Here is a 19,712-nt window from a genome sequence, read left to right on the forward strand (position 1 = left end):
AAACCTGACAAACTAAAGATTAATCTCTAATATGTTTAGATTTATGTCTGTTTTCCTTCTAAAAATCGACTTCTACCTACAGGAAAACAAATATGCAAAAAGCCGCCCAGAAGGGCGGCTGTGAAAGTGATGCTGAGGATATTAGTGATGGATAGACTACACATTAATAAATTATTTTAGCATTACGGACCAGTCCGGGTCTTTGTACCTTTTATCCACTACACGTCTTACCAGGATAAGTTCCTCCGGAATGTGGTCTAACCCCATAATCCGATATTCATAAGGCTGCTGCGTATCGCGATTTCCCATACTAATAAATCCCTCTCTCCAATTATTAGAAAGCGTATTTTTTAAGGTTGAAATCCCCCACTTACTAACGTCATACTGCTTGCCTGCTGAATCGTATGCTTTCCATTCTTCATTGTTTATTTCGTTATCCATTTCCCCGTAGAACGATACGGCGGTTTCAAATGTGGCATCAGGGTTTTGTGAGTCCTCAAGCGACGTCCCAACCAACTCTATGCGGTCTGTTAATATTTGAAAAGCTTTGGGTTCTATCAGGTCCGATGGCCTAAAGGAAATTCTGCTACCGTCTGTTTCCGCGACCGAGTAACCATCCAAAATAAAACGATATGGTTCGTGCTCTGGCAAGTACTTGAAAATATAACTCCAACGTATCTTTCCGTCTCCAATGACTGCATAATCAGTAGACATCAGACTAACCATGTCACCATTCTTTCTCGAATTTACCGAATGAATTTCTTCATTCTCTATGGTTTCAAAGTGAAAGCTCAACATCTGCTTTTCCCATAAATCACCGGGTGACCTTGCCATTGCAGCATCATTGAGTTCAGTCTCCAGTTCAAAACGGACTCCTTGCACCATTCTCGTTAACCTCTTTAAAGTGACTGTCATTCCGTGTGGCGTTGTGTAGCTACCTGATAATTCTTCTATCTTCGTTTGCTGGTTAGCCTCTCTCATATCTATATCAAAGCTAAAGTTCCAATCTCCTTCAATGGAAGGCTCGTTTCTGTTGCCAAGCGTCCCAATATTCCCTTCTATTGTAATCTTGTCTGTTTGCAAGGGCTCATTGAAGAAAGCAACCATATAATAAAAATCATTTGTGTACCCCATATCGTACATGGTGTCCAAGTCTTTACCGTTAGCATCTTTGATTGTAATGTTGTTCAGATCTCCAAGGAGTAACTTATAGCGATCGTGCTTACCTTTTTTATCAAAGAGTTGAAGAGCCATCGTCACTCGGGTAGGGTCTGCAACAGCTTCATCAATTACCAGCGTATAACCTTTGTCCTTTACTTTGATATGAGGATTATGCACTAGTCCCAATTCTTGTGCCCGCAAAAGTCCAATATCTGGGTTATCCTTGGCAAATAAAGACCGGATCATTTCACCAAATGTTGGCACCGAATAAATCGAAACCGCTCCTAGGATGAAAAAGAGGGCTATAACTGCTGCTGCCCATCTCCATTTTTTATGGGGATATTTCTTTTTTACCTTCTGCTCAGAAATGGAGGAAAGTGCGTTCTCCATAGCAAGTTGAACTGCATCAGGAATGATCAGGTCTTTTCTTTTAGCATTTAATAATTGCTTGATCTCACGGTCAACCGGATCATGAAAATTCATATTTGCCCTCTCCTTCCCCTAGAACGAGCTCTGATAATTGTCGTCTGGCCCTGAATAACCTTGACTTTACTGTTCCTTCAGAAACTTCAAGCACTCTAGATATTTCCTTGACCGATAAGTCCTCGATATAAAAAAGTGTCACGATGGTTTGAAGCTGTTCATCCAATTCGTCAATTACCTCAAACAGCTCAATTTGTTCAAAATCCCCCTTATAAGATGTCTTTCTCATATCATAAGGGACAAGGGATACTCGCTTTTTTTTCTTAATAATCCGATTACACTCATTGATTAAAATCCGAATGATCCAAGTTTTAAAATAAGTTGGCTCTTTCAGTGTATGTACATTAGAAAAAGCTTTAGCAATGGTCTCCTGTATCGCATCTGCACAATCTTCATCCGTTTTAACGATTGATCTTCCTATAACAAATAGGCTTTGTTGAACAGCACGTATTAAAAATACAAAAGCTTCCTTATCTCCTTGTCTTGCAAGTTCGGCTTTTTCTGATAAATCCACCAATGCTCCCCCTTTCCTTCATTCCTTCTATTCATTAGATCATCCTATACTTGGTTTGGTTCACAAGAAAACACTAATCTTTTTTTTCAATTCTACCCCCGTATCTTTTTACGGAGTTGATTCGTTTACAAAGAGATACTATTTCTTTCTACGGAGGACTAATATTATGGAAATTTCAAAGGGAGTCGAAATGCTCCATCTAGACTATCATGGGAATGTGATACACCCCATTCTTTTAAAGGACCAAGAAATGAATATTCTAATAGACACTGGTTTTCCAGGTCAATTTGAGGATTTACGTGTGGCAATGGAGAAGGCTGGTGTCTCTCTAGACAAATTAAATGCGGTGATTTTGACCCATCAGGATGTCGATCATATAGGGAATCTTCCGGAGATTTTACAGATGCGTGGCAACACTATTAAAGTATATGCACACGAATTGGATAAGCCGTACATCCAAGGGGAACTGCCTCTGATAAAAGATGGTCACCTGGATAATCCGCCAAAGGGCACAGTAAATCATACTTTAATAGATGGTCAGGAACTGCCGTTTTGCGGTGGGATTCGCGTTATTCACACACCTGGACATACACCCGGTCATATCAGTCTTTATTTGAAGGAAAGTAAAACCCTCATTGCCGGGGACTCTATGTACAGTGTAGACGGTATGCTTGGTGGAATTCACGCCCCGACTACACCGGATATGAACGCAGCAAAACTCTCGTTAAGAAAGTATGCATATCTCGACATTACATCCGTTGTTTGTTACCACGGAGGATTGAGTGATGTAAATGTCAAAGATCAGATAGCAGCACTCAACCAAGATTAGAAATTTTGCAAACTCTCCTCTTGAGAAACTAAGTTACGTTTATAACAGCTAGAAATGGATGCTTGCTAACCGCATAAAAAAAGAACGACAATCCCTGCTAAGGTTTTGTCGTTCCTCTTTCATTTTAATTCTCTTCCGTATATCTTCCCCGCTACAGCAGTTCGAACTGGAGCTGAGGTTCAGCCATCTCATCTTTCCCTTCCAGCTGTACAGCGCCATATCCCAATTCCAGAACCGCAGCAATTCGCTCGTTGCCTAACACGCCAAACTTTTCAGCACGACTCCGGTCGTACATCCAGTCATGCAACGTACTGCGCACACCCAGGCCCTGTTCATGGGCAAGCAAACGAAAATTTTGGATCAGACAGCAGACAGCTGCAAAGTCCTCTTCCCGCTTATGATGATCCGCCTCTTCCTTCACCAAGACCAGAAGATAGGCTGGAGCGTGCTCCTGCATTCCCTGCATAAGTTTCCCATTACGATTATCGGCAAAAATAAATCGCCACGGCTCACGAAGTCCATCATTTGGCGCCCACACGGCGTGATTGAGCAATTCAAGGATTAGTTCCTGTGATACCGGTCGATCCAAAAAATCTTTTGGACTGTGTATGCCTCCTTGCAGATTGGCCAATTCCATTTTTAAATCCTCCCCTTCTACGTAGTCTGACCCTGAAATACAGTCCACTTTTGCTCAGCTGGTGTTCTTTTCCGGCTTCTTGGCGCTTTGTCGTAATATCCCATATGAAGAATGCCAACAAATCTTTCATCCTCACGCAGTCCAATTCCTTTGAAAAAGCCTTCATTCTGAATCATGGATTCTGTATCCCACAGCATTCCTAACCCTTGTTCCCATCCCAGCAGTTGGAAGCTCTGCATCATCCCGCAGGCAGCCGCATAAATGCGGTCATTGGTCAGACGATCCGGTCCTACAGTCGACATAACAATGACATGAGCAGGAATATCGGTAAACCTCTTTTTAAACACATCCAGCAGTTTTCCCGGAATCAACTTACCGAACTTGCTCTGCGACATCTGCTCCAGCATGCAGTCTACCAACCGCTTGCGTGCTTCGGGAGTTCCGGCATAAACAACACGCCATGAGCCAGATTCAACAGATGGTTGAAGCCGTGTTGCCTTGTGAAGCAATTCAACAACCAACTCCTGTTCCACCGGTGTAGAATTACATTTACGAATACTTCTGCGTTCCCTGATCAATTCTGCCAGACTCAAGTGTTTCACTCTCCTTCAGTTTATCTGGATTCCATATCCATGCTGCTGTCTTGAAGAAATTGATGTATTATTTTCAGCTCCGGTTCCGAATATTTGTCCAAAGAACGATAAAACCGTTCAGCCTCAAGTACATGTAAACGTTCATGTAGTTCAAAAATCTTTTTTCCTTGCGGTGACAAACGGAAATAGCTCTCCTTTTTGTTGTCATTCATTTTCGTACGTTTGACGAATCCTTCCTCCAACAGTTTGTTGCCGATCTTGGTAATACTCGCTTTGGACAAATTCATCCCCTCAGCAATACCCGTGTTGTTAATAGGTTCATGCTTGCCAATGCAATCTATCATATGAACCGCGGTCAAATGCTGAGGGATTTTGTCCATGCTTTCCCGCTGAGCGATACTTAGAAAATGTTCAATTTCCGTATCCTTGTGATTCTCATATACATGTAAAAATCGGATGAATTGGTCATACAGTAACTGTTTTGTTCGATCGTTTGAATCCATTCTTCAATCGCTCCTTATTTACTTATAAACAATTAAAAAGCCCTTAAATGATTAAACTAATTCAGGATTTTAATATTAAATAGTTTACTAGTTAACAATATATCACGAGTGATAACAGTTATCAACTATATGATGAAGATTGGGTCTACCAGGGAAACTAATAACCCATACATTTCAAAGAGAAATCCATTAACTATTGAACAATTTTGCTTTTTCAAGTACTATCAATCTAAACAATTTAAACGATCATATGTAACTGGCGAACACGGTGAACCGTGAGGGAGCATATGGTTTTGTAATAAGCCGTACGCCTGGGCAGAGGTAAGGAATATTTATTTCCTTGCCTCTTTTTTATGTTGAAAGGGCGATGTGAAAATGAGTACTGATAAACTGATCTTGAATGGACAAACGGTAGCGGATTTTATGAAGGAAGACATGGCCTCGAAGGTTGCCATTCTGAAGGAAAAAGGTATTCAGCCTTGTCTCGCAACAATTCTCGTCGGAGATGATCCTTCTTCAGCGACTTATGTGCGAATGAAAGGAAATGCTTGTGCTCGATTAGGCGTGCATTCTATTAAGGTCGTTCTTTCTGCAGATACCACCACAGATGAATTAATTCAAGAAATTAACAAGCTAAATGATGACCCTTCCGTACACGGTATTTTGCTTCAGCACCCTGTCCCGAATCACATCGATGAAAGAGCAGCTTTTGATGCCATTAGCATCGAGAAGGACGTTGACGGTGTAACGACCCTCGGTTTTGCACTTAATGCTTTTGGAGATGCAGAATTCCCTTCCTGTACACCACAGGCTATTATGCGTATTCTGGATTTCTACAATATTCAGATCGAGGGCAAACATGCGGTTGTCATCGGAAGAAGTCCAATTCTGGGCAAACCTGTCTCAGCCATGCTGCTAAACCGGAATGCAACGGTGACGACCTGCCACTCCAAAACCGTGAACCTGGAGGAAATCGTGAAGCTTGGCGATATTATAATTGCAGCCGTCGGCAAACCGCTCTTTGTTAAAGGAGATTGGATTAAACCAGGTGCTGTCGTTATTGATGCTGGTTATAACAAAGGCAACGTCGGAGATGTGGATTACGAAGCATGCTTTGTTCCTTCTTCAGCAATTACACCTGTACCAGGCGGTGTTGGTCCTGTAACGATTGCGACGCTCATCGAACATACGATTAAATCTGCCTACAAGCTGTCTGAAAATGCATAATTGAATTGTCCAAAAAAACAAGGTCCCTCTAGTTGACGAGGGGCCTTATTTGTCTTTGATTAAGCACGAATTGAAAATAAGAAAATATATAGATCTTTTTTTCTCTTTTTACAAACGGACCATATCTATATTATTATGAACAAGGCTTAGGAAGGAGATAAACATAACTTGAAACCTTTAGTACAGCTCCTGCATTTCGGTTATCATCAGGCGATGAGTTGCATTTTTCCTGTGGCGATCTTTGGAACGTTGGCCCTTTCTAGCGTAATTCAGATACCCTTTCTCTATCGCTATGATGCCATTCTGCTTGTTTTATTAGCAGTACAATACCTTATGTACCGGAGCGGATTGGAAACACGTGATGAAATCAAAGTCATATGTATATTTCACGTGATTGGATTGGTACTGGAGATGTATAAGGTATGGATGGGATCCTGGTCATACCCCGAGCCTGGTTATACCAAGCTCTTTGGTGTCCCCCTTTATAGCGGATTTATGTATGCAAGTGTAGCAAGCTTTATGTGTCAAATATGGCGCAGATTGCGTATGGACATGACAGGCTGGCCTGGGTTTGCATCTTCGGTTCTGTTAGGAGGAGCCATCTATATCAACTTTTTCACACATCATTTTATTCCCGATTTCCGTTGGTGGTTGACCGCTCTGGTATTTATTGTTTTTCGAAAAACATGGATTATCTATCGGGTACGATTAACTACCTATCGAATGCCGTTAACACTCGCTTTTATCATCGTAGGTTTTTTCATCTGGACCGCTGAAAATATAGCTACATTTTTTAACGGCTGGAAATACCCTGACCAGCATGATTCCTGGCAGCTGGTCAGTTTTAGCAAGATCAGTTCGTGGTTCCTTTTGGTGATTATTAGTGTCATTATTGTGGCCCAACTGAAATATGTCAAAGCCAATCGAAAATAATGAGTAGGAGGATACAATGGAAGACTTTATTTTATGGTTGAAATATGTGTTATTAGGTATCGTACAAGGGGCTACAGAGCCTATTCCGGTTTCTTCAAGCGGACATTTGATTATCGTTCAACGATTGCTTAGCATGGAGCAGAACGGATTATCCTTTGAAATTTTGACGAACACAGCCTCACTGATTGCCATTATGTTTATCTTTCGGGAAGATATCAAAAAACTTATTGTAGGAGGCTGGCGATTCCTAGTCTCTCGCAATGCGGAGTACAAAGCAGATTTTATGTTTTGTCTATACATAATCATTGGTACCCTGCCTGCTGCGATCGGGGCTGTGCTGTTCAAGGATAAAATTGAAGAAATATTCACTTCTGTCTATACGGTTGCGATTAGTTTACTGATTACAGGGGTTGCCCTATGGCTCATTCGAAACCTTCGCGGGCGCAAAAGAGATGGCGATTTGTCTGCGAAAGACGCAGTACTGGTGGGTCTGGCTCAAGCGGTGGCTCTTATACCGGGAATAAGCCGCTCTGGTGCAACAGTCATTGCATCTATTGCTGTCGGGATGAAACAAGAAACGGCGTTGAAATTTTCCTTTATGCTCTACATTCCGATTAGCATCGGCGGGGTAATTTTAGGTGCATCTGACATTGTAACCGATCCGCACCGAGCGCAGTTGGCTGTACCTTACATTTTAGCGTTCATTACGACCCTTATCGTAACCTACTTTTCAATGAGATGGTTCATGGGAATTATGGCAAGAGGGAACTTGATTTACTTTTCATACTATTGCTTCATAGTCGGAATTCTTTTACTTATTTTTTTGTAAACTCGAATTTCCTTGTAACGTATAAGGGAACAACCCTCAACAATGGGTTGTTCCCTTTTTATTGTTTTCCAAACTTGACGATCCCGCCCTACTCGCAGGTCCCGTACGATCACTCTTTAACGCTCTTCCAGAACCATGGAACCCATTCCATTCGGATCATCCATTTGTTTATGGGTGACGAGCTCCCCTTTATCATTGAATCCCTTTATTTCATACGGAATTGTTGCAGACGAGGGCAGTGTTACAAACCAGATTATGCTTTCCGGGCCCACCTCAACCAGCTTGGCTTCCGCAAGTACTGGTTTCTCATTCCCCTCGAACTCGACAGTTACACGCTGAATAGCCGGGTCTAGTATATGTCCAAACAGCATAGGGAAAGGTGTCGATATATGACTCAATTCAGGTATGCTCATGTAATCCATTGCAGACGTGAATTGAGATGATTCACCAATGGAATATCCGCCACCCCATGCCCACTTCCATCCGAATATTATTTTCCGAGCATACTCCATCTGAAGATTGCTGTTATTTTCCTGACCCGTTTTTTGTTTAAACAAAATTATGCCGCCGTCCACCGGTTCTTGATGAATGATTTGTAATGAATCATCATTATTTCTAAACTTTCGGATCGCTTCTTCAGCAGTTTTTCCTATAGGAATATGCATGGTTTTACTCATTCCCATTGCTTTGGACATACGCCGGTCGGCTAGTCCGCCAGGTCTGTCATTCACATAAACAAATGCGATGCATGATATGAGCAAAAGTAAAATGAGTATCGCAGTAATTCGAATGATTCGTTTGCTTCGCATTTTTGGTATTACGATGTCCATTCACTCCTTATGATGACGATGACGACTATTCGCCTTGAACCGTGGATAAGGACACAAGGACCGGACCAGCGAAATCAGAGGCTTCTTCACCTTTGGGATTGTGAAGACGGAATAAAAAAGCGTCACCTTTTTCTGATTTCCAGACCATATAATCGTTTATCCCTTTTTCACCTGAGGCTTGAAGATAAAGCTCAGCGAAACCAAGCGGATGCTCGATCAGTTCTCCACTATAATCAGTCACCGCACCGAATTTTTCCAAGTCCTCTTGCCCAGTTGTCTTAAGCTTTTCCAGATCATAATCTGAGGGCAGCGGTTCAATATCTACATAGTAGTCCGGATTGCTTATCAGCGACAAGCGGCCTTTGGCAGCGTCAAAAGAAAACTTCTCAAACACGTACAATGAAAAACCCTCTCCTTGATGTAAGGTTGCCGTTTGTGAAGAATTTCCCTCTCCTGTCATCAAATCAAAACTTTCTGTTTGCGGTCGTGTCGTTTCAGATGTTTCCTCGTTTTCTGTGGTGGGAGCTTTAACCGATTCATTTGTTTGTGTTGACGTTTCAGTGGTGGACGACGGCTCCGTTTCTCCAGAGCAAGCTGTAAGTGCAACAAACATAAAGAGCATCGGGATTTTAATAAAAACAGAACGAAGTTCTTTCAATTGTATCACTCCTTACGAGTTTAATGGTCAATATGTTATTACCCGTGCAAGCGAATGGAAACCATACGATTGCCCCTTCCCAATCCAATCACCTCTGAACAATATGTTATGTTTAAAACGAAAAAAAGTCGCCATAATGGCGACTTTTTACGAAAATTAGATTGTACAAACTGTAAAATTAATCGAACTTATAGGTCCAAAACGCTTCTCTTCCAAACCGATTTCGGATTTGTTCATCATCCAACTCCCGCTTGCCGACAAGTTCAGGCGCTTGGAATTGCGAACGGTGAGCTCGAATCGATGCCATTTTCTCGGCGAGGAATCCACTCACATCTTCAATCACATCCGCTTTTCCGATGCTCTCCTCGTGATTGTTCGAGAATGCGCAGCAGTACACAATTGGTCTCTCCTCTTCAGGCAGTCGACCAATCGTTCGCGTAACCGCAGCTCCGGTTGCATCATGATCGGGATGCACACTATAGCCCGGATAGAAAGTAATGACCAGTGAAGGATTAAGCTCCTTGATCAGGGCCAAAATATGGCCATCTAGCAGTTCAGGATCTTCAAACTCGATCATTTTATCGTGAAAACCGAGCATCCTTAAATCTTGAATACCAATCGCATTGGAGGACTCTATGAGTTCATCCTTACGGATTATTGGCAAGGTAACCCGGTTGGCAAATGGAGGGATGCCCATATTACGTCCCATCTCCCCTAGAGTCAGGCAAGCATAAGTGACTTGAGCACCGCCTTTTATGTATTTCGCCAATGTTCCCGATGAACTGAACGCTTCATCGTCGGGATGGGGAAACACAACTAAAATGCGCTGATGTTCAATCTGTTTGTTATTCATGCTTATTTGATCCTCCGCTTTCATCAGAACAATTCCCGACTAAGTTGTAAAGCTACAACCAGCTTTCCTTGACTATCGTGACCAGCCAGAATGAGTCGTTCTTGTTCCAGCTCGTCAATGTGTGTAAGTCCTTCAGCGTATATCCAGCCGTGAGTGGTCTTTAAGCCAACTCGATATGGGCCCGTGCCCGAGATAGATCCTTGCGTATATCGTATGACCGCATTGGAAATGAATGCCGACCCCGGATGCCTGGTGCTATCGAAGTGACTGGCGTAAGCACCTGACGTGAGTTCGAGGTGTAAATATAGGTCCTGATCGAGAAGTTTATTGATCCGGTGTTGGATGTCTTGAGGCTCTATTGGCTGCATGGCGGCCTCCTTTTTAGTAAAAAGTAACGTTCTACATCCATTTTAACATATGTCTCGTGAGAATAAACATGGAATGAGTGAGCGAATGTTTGTGATACTCTCTATTTACTGTTTTCTAAAGAATTCTCTTCCTTCTGCACGGGTTCAGAGCACTCTCTTCTTAACAGGGCAATTTCATGTCGATAAGGTGCACTTTTATATTTAATTTTACCAATCGACGGCGTCTCAAGCAATTTTGGAAGTGACGCAAGCTGGGGGTGATGCACAATATAATCCAAGGCCTGAAGCCCGATATGTCCGTGTCCGATGTTCTCATGGCGATCTTTCCTCGATCCCCGCACATTTTTGGAATCATTGATGTGCAGTACTTTTAGTCGATCAAGGCCAAGTACCTTGTCAAACTGCTCGAGTACTCCATCAAAATGATGAACAATATCGTATCCGGCATCATGAACATGACAAGTATCCAGACATATGGAGAGTCGTTCATTCCGTTGCACGCCATCGACAATCTGTGCCAGTTCTTCAAAACTTGTTCCACATTCTGTTCCTTTTCCAGCCATCGTTTCCAACGAAATCTGGACCTCCGGGTAAATTTCGTCCTGTAATACTTCATTTAATCCCCGGATTATTTGTCGAATACCGATGTCTACCCCAGCGTTAACATGGGCACCGGGGTGAAGGACCAGCTGATTGGATCCCAGCGCTGCCGTTCGTTCAATCTCATCCCGCAGGAACTGTACACTAAAATCAAATACTTCTCGTTTGTAACTATTAGCCAAATTTATCAGGAATGGAGCATGTACTACAATGTTGGAAATGCCATGCTGCTTCATGTGCATATGGCCTGCTTCTGTATTATATTGCAAAATAGGTTTTCGTTTCGAATTCTGAGGTGCGCCAGTGTACATCAGAAAAGTAGATGCGCCATAAGAAGCGGCTTCTTTACTAGCCTGGAGAAGCATCTCTTTTCCTCCAAAGGATACATGCGATCCAATCAGAAGTTCACGACTCTTCATTACCAACCACCCTCTCCTGTCGAATCCATCATTCAATTATCAATGAAATGGGTTGGATTGGCTAATGGGAAATGACGGTGGTGAAGGAGATCAGAGGAAGGCATCATTTGGTCGCAATAGTTTATATCGTTTAAGGCAAAAAAGCCGCCAATTGGCGGCTTAATATGCATTCCAGTTCTCGTTACAACGATTTGCATTCTCAACGTTTGGCTTCCGGGTTCAGGGAGTAACCGATACGTTATCGAAATGCGTATGCTTGTTTGCCGTTCTAACACCGATTTTGCCATGCGTGAACGGATTCAGGCTGTTGTCCGTATAATCGATCTTCGGAGTAACCATATCATCCACATAAACTTTGATGTTTGTACCATTAACGGCAACTTTCATATGATACCAGGTATTGGTGGAATATGACTGCGCGTTGCTCTTGAGGAGCGCCCAATTATAATTCATCTTGCCCAGACTGACTCCGCTTGTGGTCAGATAAGCATAATATCCTTGTAAAGCATCATAATTGTTCTGGCCTCGCTCTGTGCCGTGGGATGGATTGTTCACTCTGACAAGTAAACCCCCGTCTCCCCCTGAGTCAATCATCTTAATATCCGCCTCGACCGTATAATCTGCCCATCCTGTATCCCCAAATGTAGATTTCGCAGGTCCGGTGCTCCCTGCACTGTATTCACCATTCTCTACAGCCCAGGTTCCTTCAAACCGTGTCCATCCATTGTCGTTGCCGTCGTTAAAATTATCACTTACACTTGTCACATCAACATTCTTCTGAAACGTCATTCTTGAGAAATCAGCCTCGCCAGTTACGAATTCAACCTTTAATTCCCGTTGTCCAGCATTTAAATAGACCTTTTTCTTGGAGATGTTTTTCCAATTATCCCATCCGCCCGTATTAGGTACATTGACGATACCCGTTAAGTCGGTCGAACCATCCCACACTCGGATCTGAGCCCCGTCCAACGAGGTAGCCATGCGAAAATCAATATCGTAATATCCACTTGACTCTACGTTTACTTTGTATTTATACCATTCTCCCGTCTGATTCCAGCCTAAGTTGAACAGTCCTTCGTTATTCAGGCGAATATCCCCGGCATCGGTCCGATAAGCCCCGCCTAGGTTCCCAGCCGTTGTATCGTGATAAGCGACACCTTCGCCTCCTTTCATATAATGAACGGCCTCAATTGTGCCTGGAATCGGCTTGGAGGCATTCCATGCACTGCTTCCGTTCACATCATTGCTAAAAGCAGTATAGCCGAAGTCCGCATGTGTATCCTCTGTCAGAACACCAATTTTGCCTGCTCCTACATTGGCGGTACGCGTTGCTTTGAACATACCATCTACGTAGTATTTAAACGTTGATCCCGATTTTTCTATCCGTATGTTATGCCATTTCGAATAATTGAAGTCGGCAGGCAGATCGAATGTTTGCCAAGCCTGATCCACACCGTTAATTCGGAAAAATGTCTCAAGTCTTTTGTTTTTCGAACTGATCAGCGCAACACCGTAGTTGTTCTCATTCGTATAGGAGAATGTAGCGCCGTATCTCGGATTGGTTGACGTTCCCCGATTCATTTCCTTCATGTTAAATTCAGCCGTATAATCCGATGCGCTGCTCGAAGCCGTCACTTGTTTATACCAAGTTGAGCTGCCCATTGAATTTTGCCACATGAGTTCCTGATTGTAGATGCCCCAATTACCACCGTTCACGTTGGACCAATTGCTTCCGATTGCAGTACGATCGAAGTAGTCATAGAAAACAGGCATTTCTGGATTGGGTTGATCCGTTGAAGTCGGACCTTGCACGATCATCTTGTCGTTATTCCATACAATTCGGTCCATGTTCAGATGCCGCAGCGGTCCAATGATTCCGTTACCTTCCAAATTGTGATACATCATATAGTGAGTGTCCAGATTAGGTCCTGTTACTACAGTGTTGTGTCCTAATCCCACGGTTGGACCCTCTGTACGAATTAATACCGGGTTTGTGCTATCCGTAACATATCCGGACCTCGGACCTGTGGTGCTAACTGCCACATCCACCCGATATCCTTTGCTAAATACGTGGTTACCTGTATAGGTCATATAGTATTTTCCATTTCGTTTGAAGACGGTTGAACCCTCAGTCCAGCCTCCCATCCCCACTCCTGTAGACGCACTCACTCCGATCTCAGTCGGACTGCTCATCGGTGCTGCATCTATTCGGCCCTGTGCTGCGTGATAGAAGCTGTACGAGCCATCATCGTCAATGAACACATTACCGTCAATCGACTTTCCAAGGTTGCCCGTTACTACATTGAAGGGTCCGGTAGGACTTGTGCTGCTCAGCACGTAATGTCCTTTTCCGGCAGGTGATGTATACATGTAGAACATGCCATTCCAGTAAACAACTTCAGGAGCATAAGCTCCGTGCGTAATGGGATCTGTTGCAGCTAATCCACGGTACGACCAATTCACCAGGTCTTTAGAGCTCCAGACTTTGACACCGTCGTCCGTATCTCTTGTGCTTACATACAGGTAATAGTATCCATTAAATTTCAAAACATAGGGGTCCCCGAGTCCATATTGTCCCCATTCATCCGGTAACGTTTGCGGATTTTGATAGGCTGTGGCAGGGAGTGGCACTGACGAAACCATTAATAAAATGACCAACAGCGTGAACATGAATCGACGACTCTTCCTCACATGATTTCCTCCTAGTCTGTTTTTTGTTACCGCTTACAAATACATCAAGGTTCTCTACTTGCACTTCTGTCTTACATCCGAAGAACTTGTTTTCTTCTGCACAACGGCTAACCCTCATAACCGTATGTACAGACATAATCCAGTCTCTTCATCGGGTGTTGAAATCTAGCATAAAGTAAGCAGTTACAAATAGAAATAACATTTCGTTGTCATTTATTTGGCATTTTGTTGGAAAAAAGTGCTTATTTTTTTAGAACTCACTCGTTCATATTTACAAGAAAAAACCTCAGGAAACTCTCCTGAGGTTTAAACGTCTATCCCGTTTCTTACGTATTAATCCAACAACGGGGTAACGGTGAGACTTAAAAGATTGATCTCACCATGTCCACCTGAAATTTGGATTGTGTTAACATTACCCGGCTCCAAAGGAACGGTGACATTGGTGATTCCGCCGAACTCCTGCAAACCGCCAGTGGATAGCGCATTCAGTAAAGAATAGTCCTGGTCATTAATCGTCAGATGCAATTTGGCTAGTTGTTCACCAGTCGCATAATGAAGCTCAATCGATGCTCTTCCGCCTTCGCCTCCATCTATATTCTTAAACAAGGCGTACGCTTCTGAGGATTGAAGATTCCCTACCACGGTTTGACCGGATTGCAATGTCCTGATTTCAGCTCCTCCAAAAACCTGACAAGCTGCACCTGCATAAACTTTCTGTTGCCGTGCAGGAACCGGAGCTGGACCAACGGACGATACACCTTCCCTTGTCTGAACCACAGGTCTGATGGAACCATCTTCATCGAACTCCAGATAGTCGATACATACGCTGCGCAGCGTACCTTCTCCAGAGATCGCTTGATTGTGATAAAAAAGATACCATTGCCCTTTGAATTCTACTACAGAGCCATGGGTCGTGGAACAGCCTGTCGGCTCCAAAAAAATGCCTCGGTACGTCCATGGGCCAAGCGGATTCTCGCTTGTTGCGTATCTCATACGGTTGTTGTCTTCCAGATTGTCCGCATAGGTAAGATAATAAAGATTGTTTCTTTTGAACACCCAGGCCGCTTCATGAAAATCCTCAAGTCCTTGCATTTCTGTCATGCCGTTCTCCAGTGACATCATATCTTCATTGAGCTTGCCTCCCAGACAGACACTGCCGCCACCATAGTAGATATAGGCGCTATTGTCATCGTCTACAATTACACACGGGTCAATCAGTGCAAACCCGCCAAGCCCCTCGATATACCCTTGATCCGTAAAGCCATGCGCTGGATAGCTACTGGTGGCAACCCCTATCTTCCAGGAATCATTCCAGTTCGAATCACTTGGATGCGGATAATAGAAGTAATAGGTCCCATTCTTGTATGCACAGTCAGGCGCCCACATGAAGCCGCCCTCCGGTCTGCCCCAGGAAACGTCGTCTGAACGGAGTATTTCCCCTTCGTCCAACCAGTGAACCATATCCTCCGAGGAAAAAACATGATATCTGTCCATGAGATCGCAACCTCTGGCTGGGTCCATATCATGAGATGCGTAAATGTAAATTTTACCGTCGTTCCATACATGGGCCGAAGGATCTGCTGTATATATAGATGTGATTGCTGGATTCATGGATGTCGTCTTTTGGCGTGTGGTTTCGAAGCCAATATCATTAGTAGTCATTTTTAATCCTCCTGAACGTATACGAACTTGTTAATATCATGCCATTTGGGCTCTATTGATGACTTGTTGGATGGTTTGCCGTCACTGGAATCTGGTTTTTGAACATGCGATTGATATCCCCTGCAAGTCGGAGATAAAAGTCTGAAGATACGGCAACACCGTCGGCATCCAGCGTTAGAAAATATTGATTGGTTGGAATCATGGAGCTGTTCTCTGCCATCTTGGCAATAGCCGTACCTTCATCGTACTCGTCAAACATCGCGATATATCCGGTATTGATACCGATGCTCTTCAGATTGTAGGACTGCCTCCACATGAAGTCTCCATGCAGACGCGGATTCTCGTTTCTTGGGCCACCAGTCATGTTCGACCAAGCCGAACCCGGCCAGATCACTGGCTGATAGTCAATTCCATTTTGCTGTGTGAAAGCCAGATCAGGTTGAAGCTGATTGGTTTTGAAGCTGTCCGCTTGCTGAATATTGCCGAAGCGGGCAACGGACCAAGGCGAGATCATATCCAACGATTTGTAGACGTTCATAAAATCAGATCGAGAGTCGTTATTTCCCGTTCTCCAATACGTAGGCACGCCACCGATGACATAGATCCCCTGGTTTTTGAACCAACCGATCAAATCGGCCGCCTCTGCTGCAGTACCCGGCCGATCCGTGAAGCCAATACCCCAGATGCAGACAACCATTTTGCCATTCTGCTTCGCATAGGCCGAAGATGATGGCAGGTGCATGTTGTTCACAACATTGGTCGTCCAGTCATGCTTAACTGCCTGTACCCAATTGCTCGCATTCATGCCCGTAATGTCATACATGACATAGAACTTGCGATTATAAGATTCCGCGGCATTTTTAACCTTGACGGCTACGCTGTCCCGGTTGCTTTTCCAGTTGTTAGGTGTGTCACTCTCATCTGCGCCGAAACGTTGCAATGCTGCACCGTCGATATTGTAGGTTTGCATCCACTCAAAATGTTTGTTGACCGTCTCCTGATCGTAAGAGGAGAACAATTTGGCAGGAGAACCATTACCGAGGTTCGCCAAACTTGTCTGATACAGCTTGGAATATTCGCGAAGGTCTGGATACAACTCGAAATTCACGTTGCCATTTGCTGATGGCGCACTGCTATTTTTGGACCAGTGCACCCAGCCCCCGTTCGGTGAACCGTCTCCGGCTGCGTTGAACCAGCCTTGATACCCGGCATACAGCTTGCCTACGACATCGCCTCCGCTGCCTGCGGCGGAAGCACTGAACTTGAACCAGAGTAGATTGAATAAATTGCCGGTTCCGCCCGTGAATTTAAGATAGACTGTGTGTACACCAGTGGCACCACTGATTGACCCGGACTTCGTTTGCCAGGATTGCCACCCGCCCGTAGCTGGAACAGCAACAGTTCCCGCGAGTGTCCCGTTTAGGCTATCCAGACGGACCTCAATCGTACCGCCACTGTTATTACTGGCTACTCTCACGTCGATTGAATTGGCACCGCTGCCAAAATCCACATTGTTGAATACAATGTAATCGCCGTTGTCGATAAATGCGACATTTTGCCCTCCCTCGCTAGAACTTTCCAGTTGGACTCCGGATTGACTGTTATAACTGGAAGCCTGCGTTTGATTAAACGCGGAAGCTGCCGATACGATGGAAGGTGAAATAGACAAACACAACGTAAGAATCAATAATGCCGCACTTGCAAAAGCCAAAACCTTCTTGTTTTTTTGCATGAAATTTAGCATATTATCCCCCTATTCATTTTAGTTGCGCATAAGCTACTCCTGTTCTTCATCCGCCCACGAATGCTTCGGACCACCCCAAGATAGAACGTCTTTCACCATTCCATTACTGACAATGGCTTCTCGACTAGAGAAAGGTGTCCGTAGATCTTTTACATTAGGATAAAAGGTGGCGAGCAATTCTGTCGTTTGCTGATCACTTAACGTATCATTAGCGGTAACATTAACGTGAACAGCCCCATCATAATCGGCGTGCAGAGCAGCCAAACAAGCATCCACGGCATCCCTGATATCAATGTAGCTCCACAATATGTGCTTGAACGTTTCCGCCTTCGCAATAGCCAAATGTCTGTACTCTCCTGGTCCGACAATCATTGAAAAACGGAGGGAAATCACCTGTATCCCACTTCTCCGATGAAACATCTCTGCAGTGACCTCATTAACGATCTTGGACAGGCCGTAACATTCCTGCGGCTGTTGCGGATGCTGTTCATCCACCGGGAAATAATCGGGAGCGAAGGGTTTGTTGGCCCAGGCAAATCCGTAGGATGATTCACTGGAGCCCATGATCACCTTTTTTATACCGAGCAAAGAGGCTGCTTCCAGCACATGGTATCCGGAAAGTGTATTATTAGCGAAAATGTAGCTGTGAGGGTAGTGAAGCGGCGCAGGAATTGCGGCCAGATGGATGATCGCATCCACTCCGGCAAGTGCTCCCACGACTTGACCATAATCGTTCAGATCGACAATAATCTGTCTGCAACGCACCCGGTCAGACAGGTGTTTATCCAGCGATACGACATCATGACCTTGTAATTGCAGCTTCTCAATGACCTGTGAACCCAGCTTTCCGCCTCCGCCTGTAACTGCAATCGTCTTCATTCCTATATCTCTCCTGTCTGTTCTTGTCACTTCGTTAGGGTCGCACCAATGTCCCATCCGCTTTGCGGTCTAGAGGATACGGCCGATGATATTTGTTGTGATCCCATGAGTCACTTAGTAATGATCTGGCCTTCACTTCATCCAGTTCAATGCCCAGTCCCGGTTTGTTGGAAGGATATAGATATCCGCCCTCTCTGACGATATGTCCCGGGAATGCCTGCAACTCATGAGGTTTAAAATGATTGATTTCCTGGATACCAAAGTTCCACAGGGCCATATCCAGATGGACAGCAGCTGCCTGGTTAACAGGATCATTCTCCCCACCCTCCTGCCAGGCTGTTCGTACTCCGTAGGCTTCGCCAAGTGCAGCGATCTTGCGACAAGCACTGATTCCGCCTGCTTTCGATACCCGAACTCTGATAAAATCGATCAACTTCTCTTGAATCAGACCAGTCCACTCCTGAGGATTAACAAATAATTCTCCCACGGCCTGCGGCGTAGCACTCTGTTGACGCAGCTGTCGATACCAACCGATCTGTTCCGGAGCAAGTGCATCTTCCAGAAAGAAAAGATGATAAGGTTCTAGCCGCTTCGACAGCTGAATGGCATGAATGGGGGACAAATGCTCATGCACATCATGGGTAAACTGAATCCCATTACCAAATTCCAGGCGCAACTTCTCGAACATGTCAGGGATCGCATGCAGATACGCATGTTCATCGAATACAGGACCGCTGCTCCAGGGCTCGCGCGGCAAATTCGCGTCCTTGCCGCTAACAAATCCCCCGCCACCGTAACCTCCCATCTGCACTCGAATGACCGTGTATCCTTCTTCCATAAAACGAGATACATCCTCTTTCAGCTCGCTGATATCAGCACCACCGGCATGGCCGTAACAGGGAACTGCCGAACGGCAGGCCCCTCCTAACAATTGATATACCGGTAGATTCGCTTCCTTGCCCTTGATATCCCACAGGGCCATGTCAATTCCACCAATGGCCGTATGAAGTATTGCCCCATTTCTCCAATATCCGCTCATATGCATGAGATGCCACAAATCTTCAATCTGGGATGCATCCCTCCCTATGAGCAATGGTCCCAGCAGTTGCTCGATGACCTGTACCACCGCTTCGGGATTATAAAGATCGGAAGCAGAACCCAATCCGTAAAGACCATCCTGATCCGTCGAAATCTTCACAATGGTCCAGCTTCCGTCGTGCCTTGTACGTATGCATTCTATCCGTGTAATTTTAGCCATGTGTTCACTCTCCTCATCTGCTCCATTTCAATCCTATCGGA

19 protein-coding genes and 1 riboswitch are annotated in these 19,712 nt (G+C 44.5%); of the genes, 4 read left to right on the plus strand and 15 right to left on the minus strand.

Translation table 11 applies throughout. The annotated features are described in order from the left end of the window. Positions 1-171: 171 nt before the first annotated feature. Complete coding sequence (locus CS562_RS05180) at positions 172-1,644, minus strand: DUF4179 domain-containing protein (protein WP_099854120.1); 1,473 nt, start codon at positions 1,642-1,644, stop codon at positions 172-174. After that, complete coding sequence (locus CS562_RS05185) at positions 1,631-2,158, minus strand: sigma-70 family RNA polymerase sigma factor (protein ID WP_076288542.1); 528 nt, start codon at positions 2,156-2,158, stop codon at positions 1,631-1,633. Before CS562_RS05185 ends, CS562_RS05180 begins: the two co-directional genes overlap by 14 nt. Positions 2,159-2,324: 166 nt before the next feature. Here CS562_RS05185 and CS562_RS05190 point away from each other — a divergent pair, with 166 nt between their 5' ends. Beyond that, positions 2,325-2,987, plus strand: coding sequence for an MBL fold metallo-hydrolase (locus tag CS562_RS05190; protein ID WP_099854122.1), 663 nt, complete (start codon positions 2,325-2,327; stop codon positions 2,985-2,987). A gap of 151 nt (positions 2,988-3,138) precedes the next feature. On the opposite strand, the gene CS562_RS05195 is transcribed toward CS562_RS05190, so the two are convergent. From CS562_RS05195 to CS562_RS05205, 3 genes are read right to left on the minus strand one after another with little or no spacing between them, the layout of a single operon-like run. Continuing rightward, complete coding sequence (locus tag CS562_RS05195; protein WP_099854124.1) at positions 3,139-3,624, minus strand: nitroreductase family protein; 486 nt, start codon at positions 3,622-3,624, stop codon at positions 3,139-3,141. Positions 3,625-3,641: 17 nt separating this feature from the next. Continuing rightward, a complete protein-coding gene (locus CS562_RS05200) occupies positions 3,642-4,217 on the minus strand; it encodes a nitroreductase family protein (RefSeq protein WP_099854126.1) in 576 nt (191 codons plus the stop codon). Positions 4,218-4,237: 20 nt separating this feature from the next. Then, positions 4,238-4,720: a MarR family transcriptional regulator gene (locus CS562_RS05205; RefSeq protein ID WP_099854128.1), complete on the minus strand. Its 483-nt coding sequence runs from the start codon at positions 4,718-4,720 to the stop codon at positions 4,238-4,240. A gap of 242 nt (positions 4,721-4,962) precedes the next feature. Then, a riboswitch (ZMP/ZTP riboswitch) is annotated at positions 4,963-5,044 on the plus strand. Positions 5,045-5,095: 51 nt separating this feature from the next. Here CS562_RS05205 and CS562_RS05210 point away from each other — a divergent pair. The 3 genes from CS562_RS05210 (at position 5,096) to CS562_RS05220 (ending at position 7,709) form a co-directional block, all read left to right on the plus strand. Next, positions 5,096-5,947: a bifunctional 5,10-methylenetetrahydrofolate dehydrogenase/5,10-methenyltetrahydrofolate cyclohydrolase gene (locus tag CS562_RS05210; protein WP_099854130.1), complete on the plus strand. Its 852-nt coding sequence runs from the start codon at positions 5,096-5,098 to the stop codon at positions 5,945-5,947. Between the two features lie 168 nt (positions 5,948-6,115). Further along, entirely contained in the window at positions 6,116-6,880 is a 765-nt protein-coding gene (locus CS562_RS05215) for a DUF817 domain-containing protein (protein ID WP_099854132.1), read from the plus strand. 16 nt (positions 6,881-6,896) lie between these two features. Continuing rightward, positions 6,897-7,709 (plus strand): undecaprenyl-diphosphate phosphatase, encoded by an 813-nt coding sequence (locus CS562_RS05220; protein WP_099854134.1) that lies wholly within the window; start codon positions 6,897-6,899, stop codon positions 7,707-7,709. 116 nt (positions 7,710-7,825) lie between these two features. Here CS562_RS05220 and CS562_RS05225 read toward each other — a convergent pair whose 3' ends face one another. The 10 genes from CS562_RS05225 to CS562_RS05270 form a co-directional block, all read right to left on the minus strand. Beyond that, on the minus strand, positions 7,826-8,539 hold the full coding sequence (locus CS562_RS05225) for a hypothetical protein (RefSeq protein ID WP_099854136.1): 714 nt from the start codon (positions 8,537-8,539) through the stop codon (positions 7,826-7,828). A 25-nt stretch (positions 8,540-8,564) separates the two neighbouring features. Beyond that, positions 8,565-9,206, minus strand: a complete 642-nt coding sequence (locus CS562_RS05230) for a hypothetical protein (protein ID WP_373561681.1) — start codon at positions 9,204-9,206, stop codon at positions 8,565-8,567. Positions 9,207-9,375: 169 nt separating this feature from the next. Continuing rightward, the gene (gene bshB2 / locus CS562_RS05235; protein ID WP_099854589.1) at positions 9,376-10,050 is read right to left on the minus strand and encodes a bacillithiol biosynthesis deacetylase BshB2; all 675 of its coding nucleotides are present in this window, start codon (positions 10,048-10,050) and stop codon (positions 9,376-9,378) included. Positions 10,051-10,073: 23 nt separating this feature from the next. Further along, a complete protein-coding gene (locus CS562_RS05240; protein WP_099854138.1) occupies positions 10,074-10,418 on the minus strand; it encodes a YojF family protein in 345 nt (114 codons plus the stop codon). Between the two features lie 101 nt (positions 10,419-10,519). Next, a complete protein-coding gene (locus CS562_RS05245; protein ID WP_099854140.1) occupies positions 10,520-11,437 on the minus strand; it encodes a deoxyribonuclease IV in 918 nt (305 codons plus the stop codon). 219 nt (positions 11,438-11,656) lie between these two features. Beyond that, on the minus strand, positions 11,657-14,128 hold the full coding sequence (locus CS562_RS05250; protein ID WP_257219378.1) for a family 43 glycosylhydrolase: 2,472 nt from the start codon (positions 14,126-14,128) through the stop codon (positions 11,657-11,659). A 333-nt stretch (positions 14,129-14,461) separates the two neighbouring features. Next, complete coding sequence (locus tag CS562_RS05255) at positions 14,462-15,790, minus strand: family 43 glycosylhydrolase (RefSeq protein WP_099854144.1); 1,329 nt, start codon at positions 15,788-15,790, stop codon at positions 14,462-14,464. 52 nt (positions 15,791-15,842) lie between these two features. Further along, positions 15,843-17,534 carry a carbohydrate-binding protein gene (locus tag CS562_RS05260; protein ID WP_099854146.1) on the minus strand — a complete coding sequence of 564 codons (1,692 nt, stop codon included), beginning with the start codon at positions 17,532-17,534 and terminating at the stop codon, positions 15,843-15,845. A 33-nt stretch (positions 17,535-17,567) separates the two neighbouring features. Continuing rightward, positions 17,568-18,413, minus strand: coding sequence for an NAD-dependent epimerase/dehydratase family protein (locus tag CS562_RS05265; protein ID WP_099854148.1), 846 nt, complete (start codon positions 18,411-18,413; stop codon positions 17,568-17,570). Positions 18,414-18,447: 34 nt separating this feature from the next. Beyond that, complete coding sequence (locus tag CS562_RS05270; protein WP_072732826.1) at positions 18,448-19,671, minus strand: enolase C-terminal domain-like protein; 1,224 nt, start codon at positions 19,669-19,671, stop codon at positions 18,448-18,450. Positions 19,672-19,712 lie beyond the last annotated feature (41 nt).

The sequence above is a fragment of the Paenibacillus sp. LK1 genome (assembly GCF_002750415.1).
GTDB classification, from domain to species: domain Bacteria; phylum Bacillota; class Bacilli; order Paenibacillales; family Paenibacillaceae; genus Paenibacillus; species Paenibacillus taichungensis.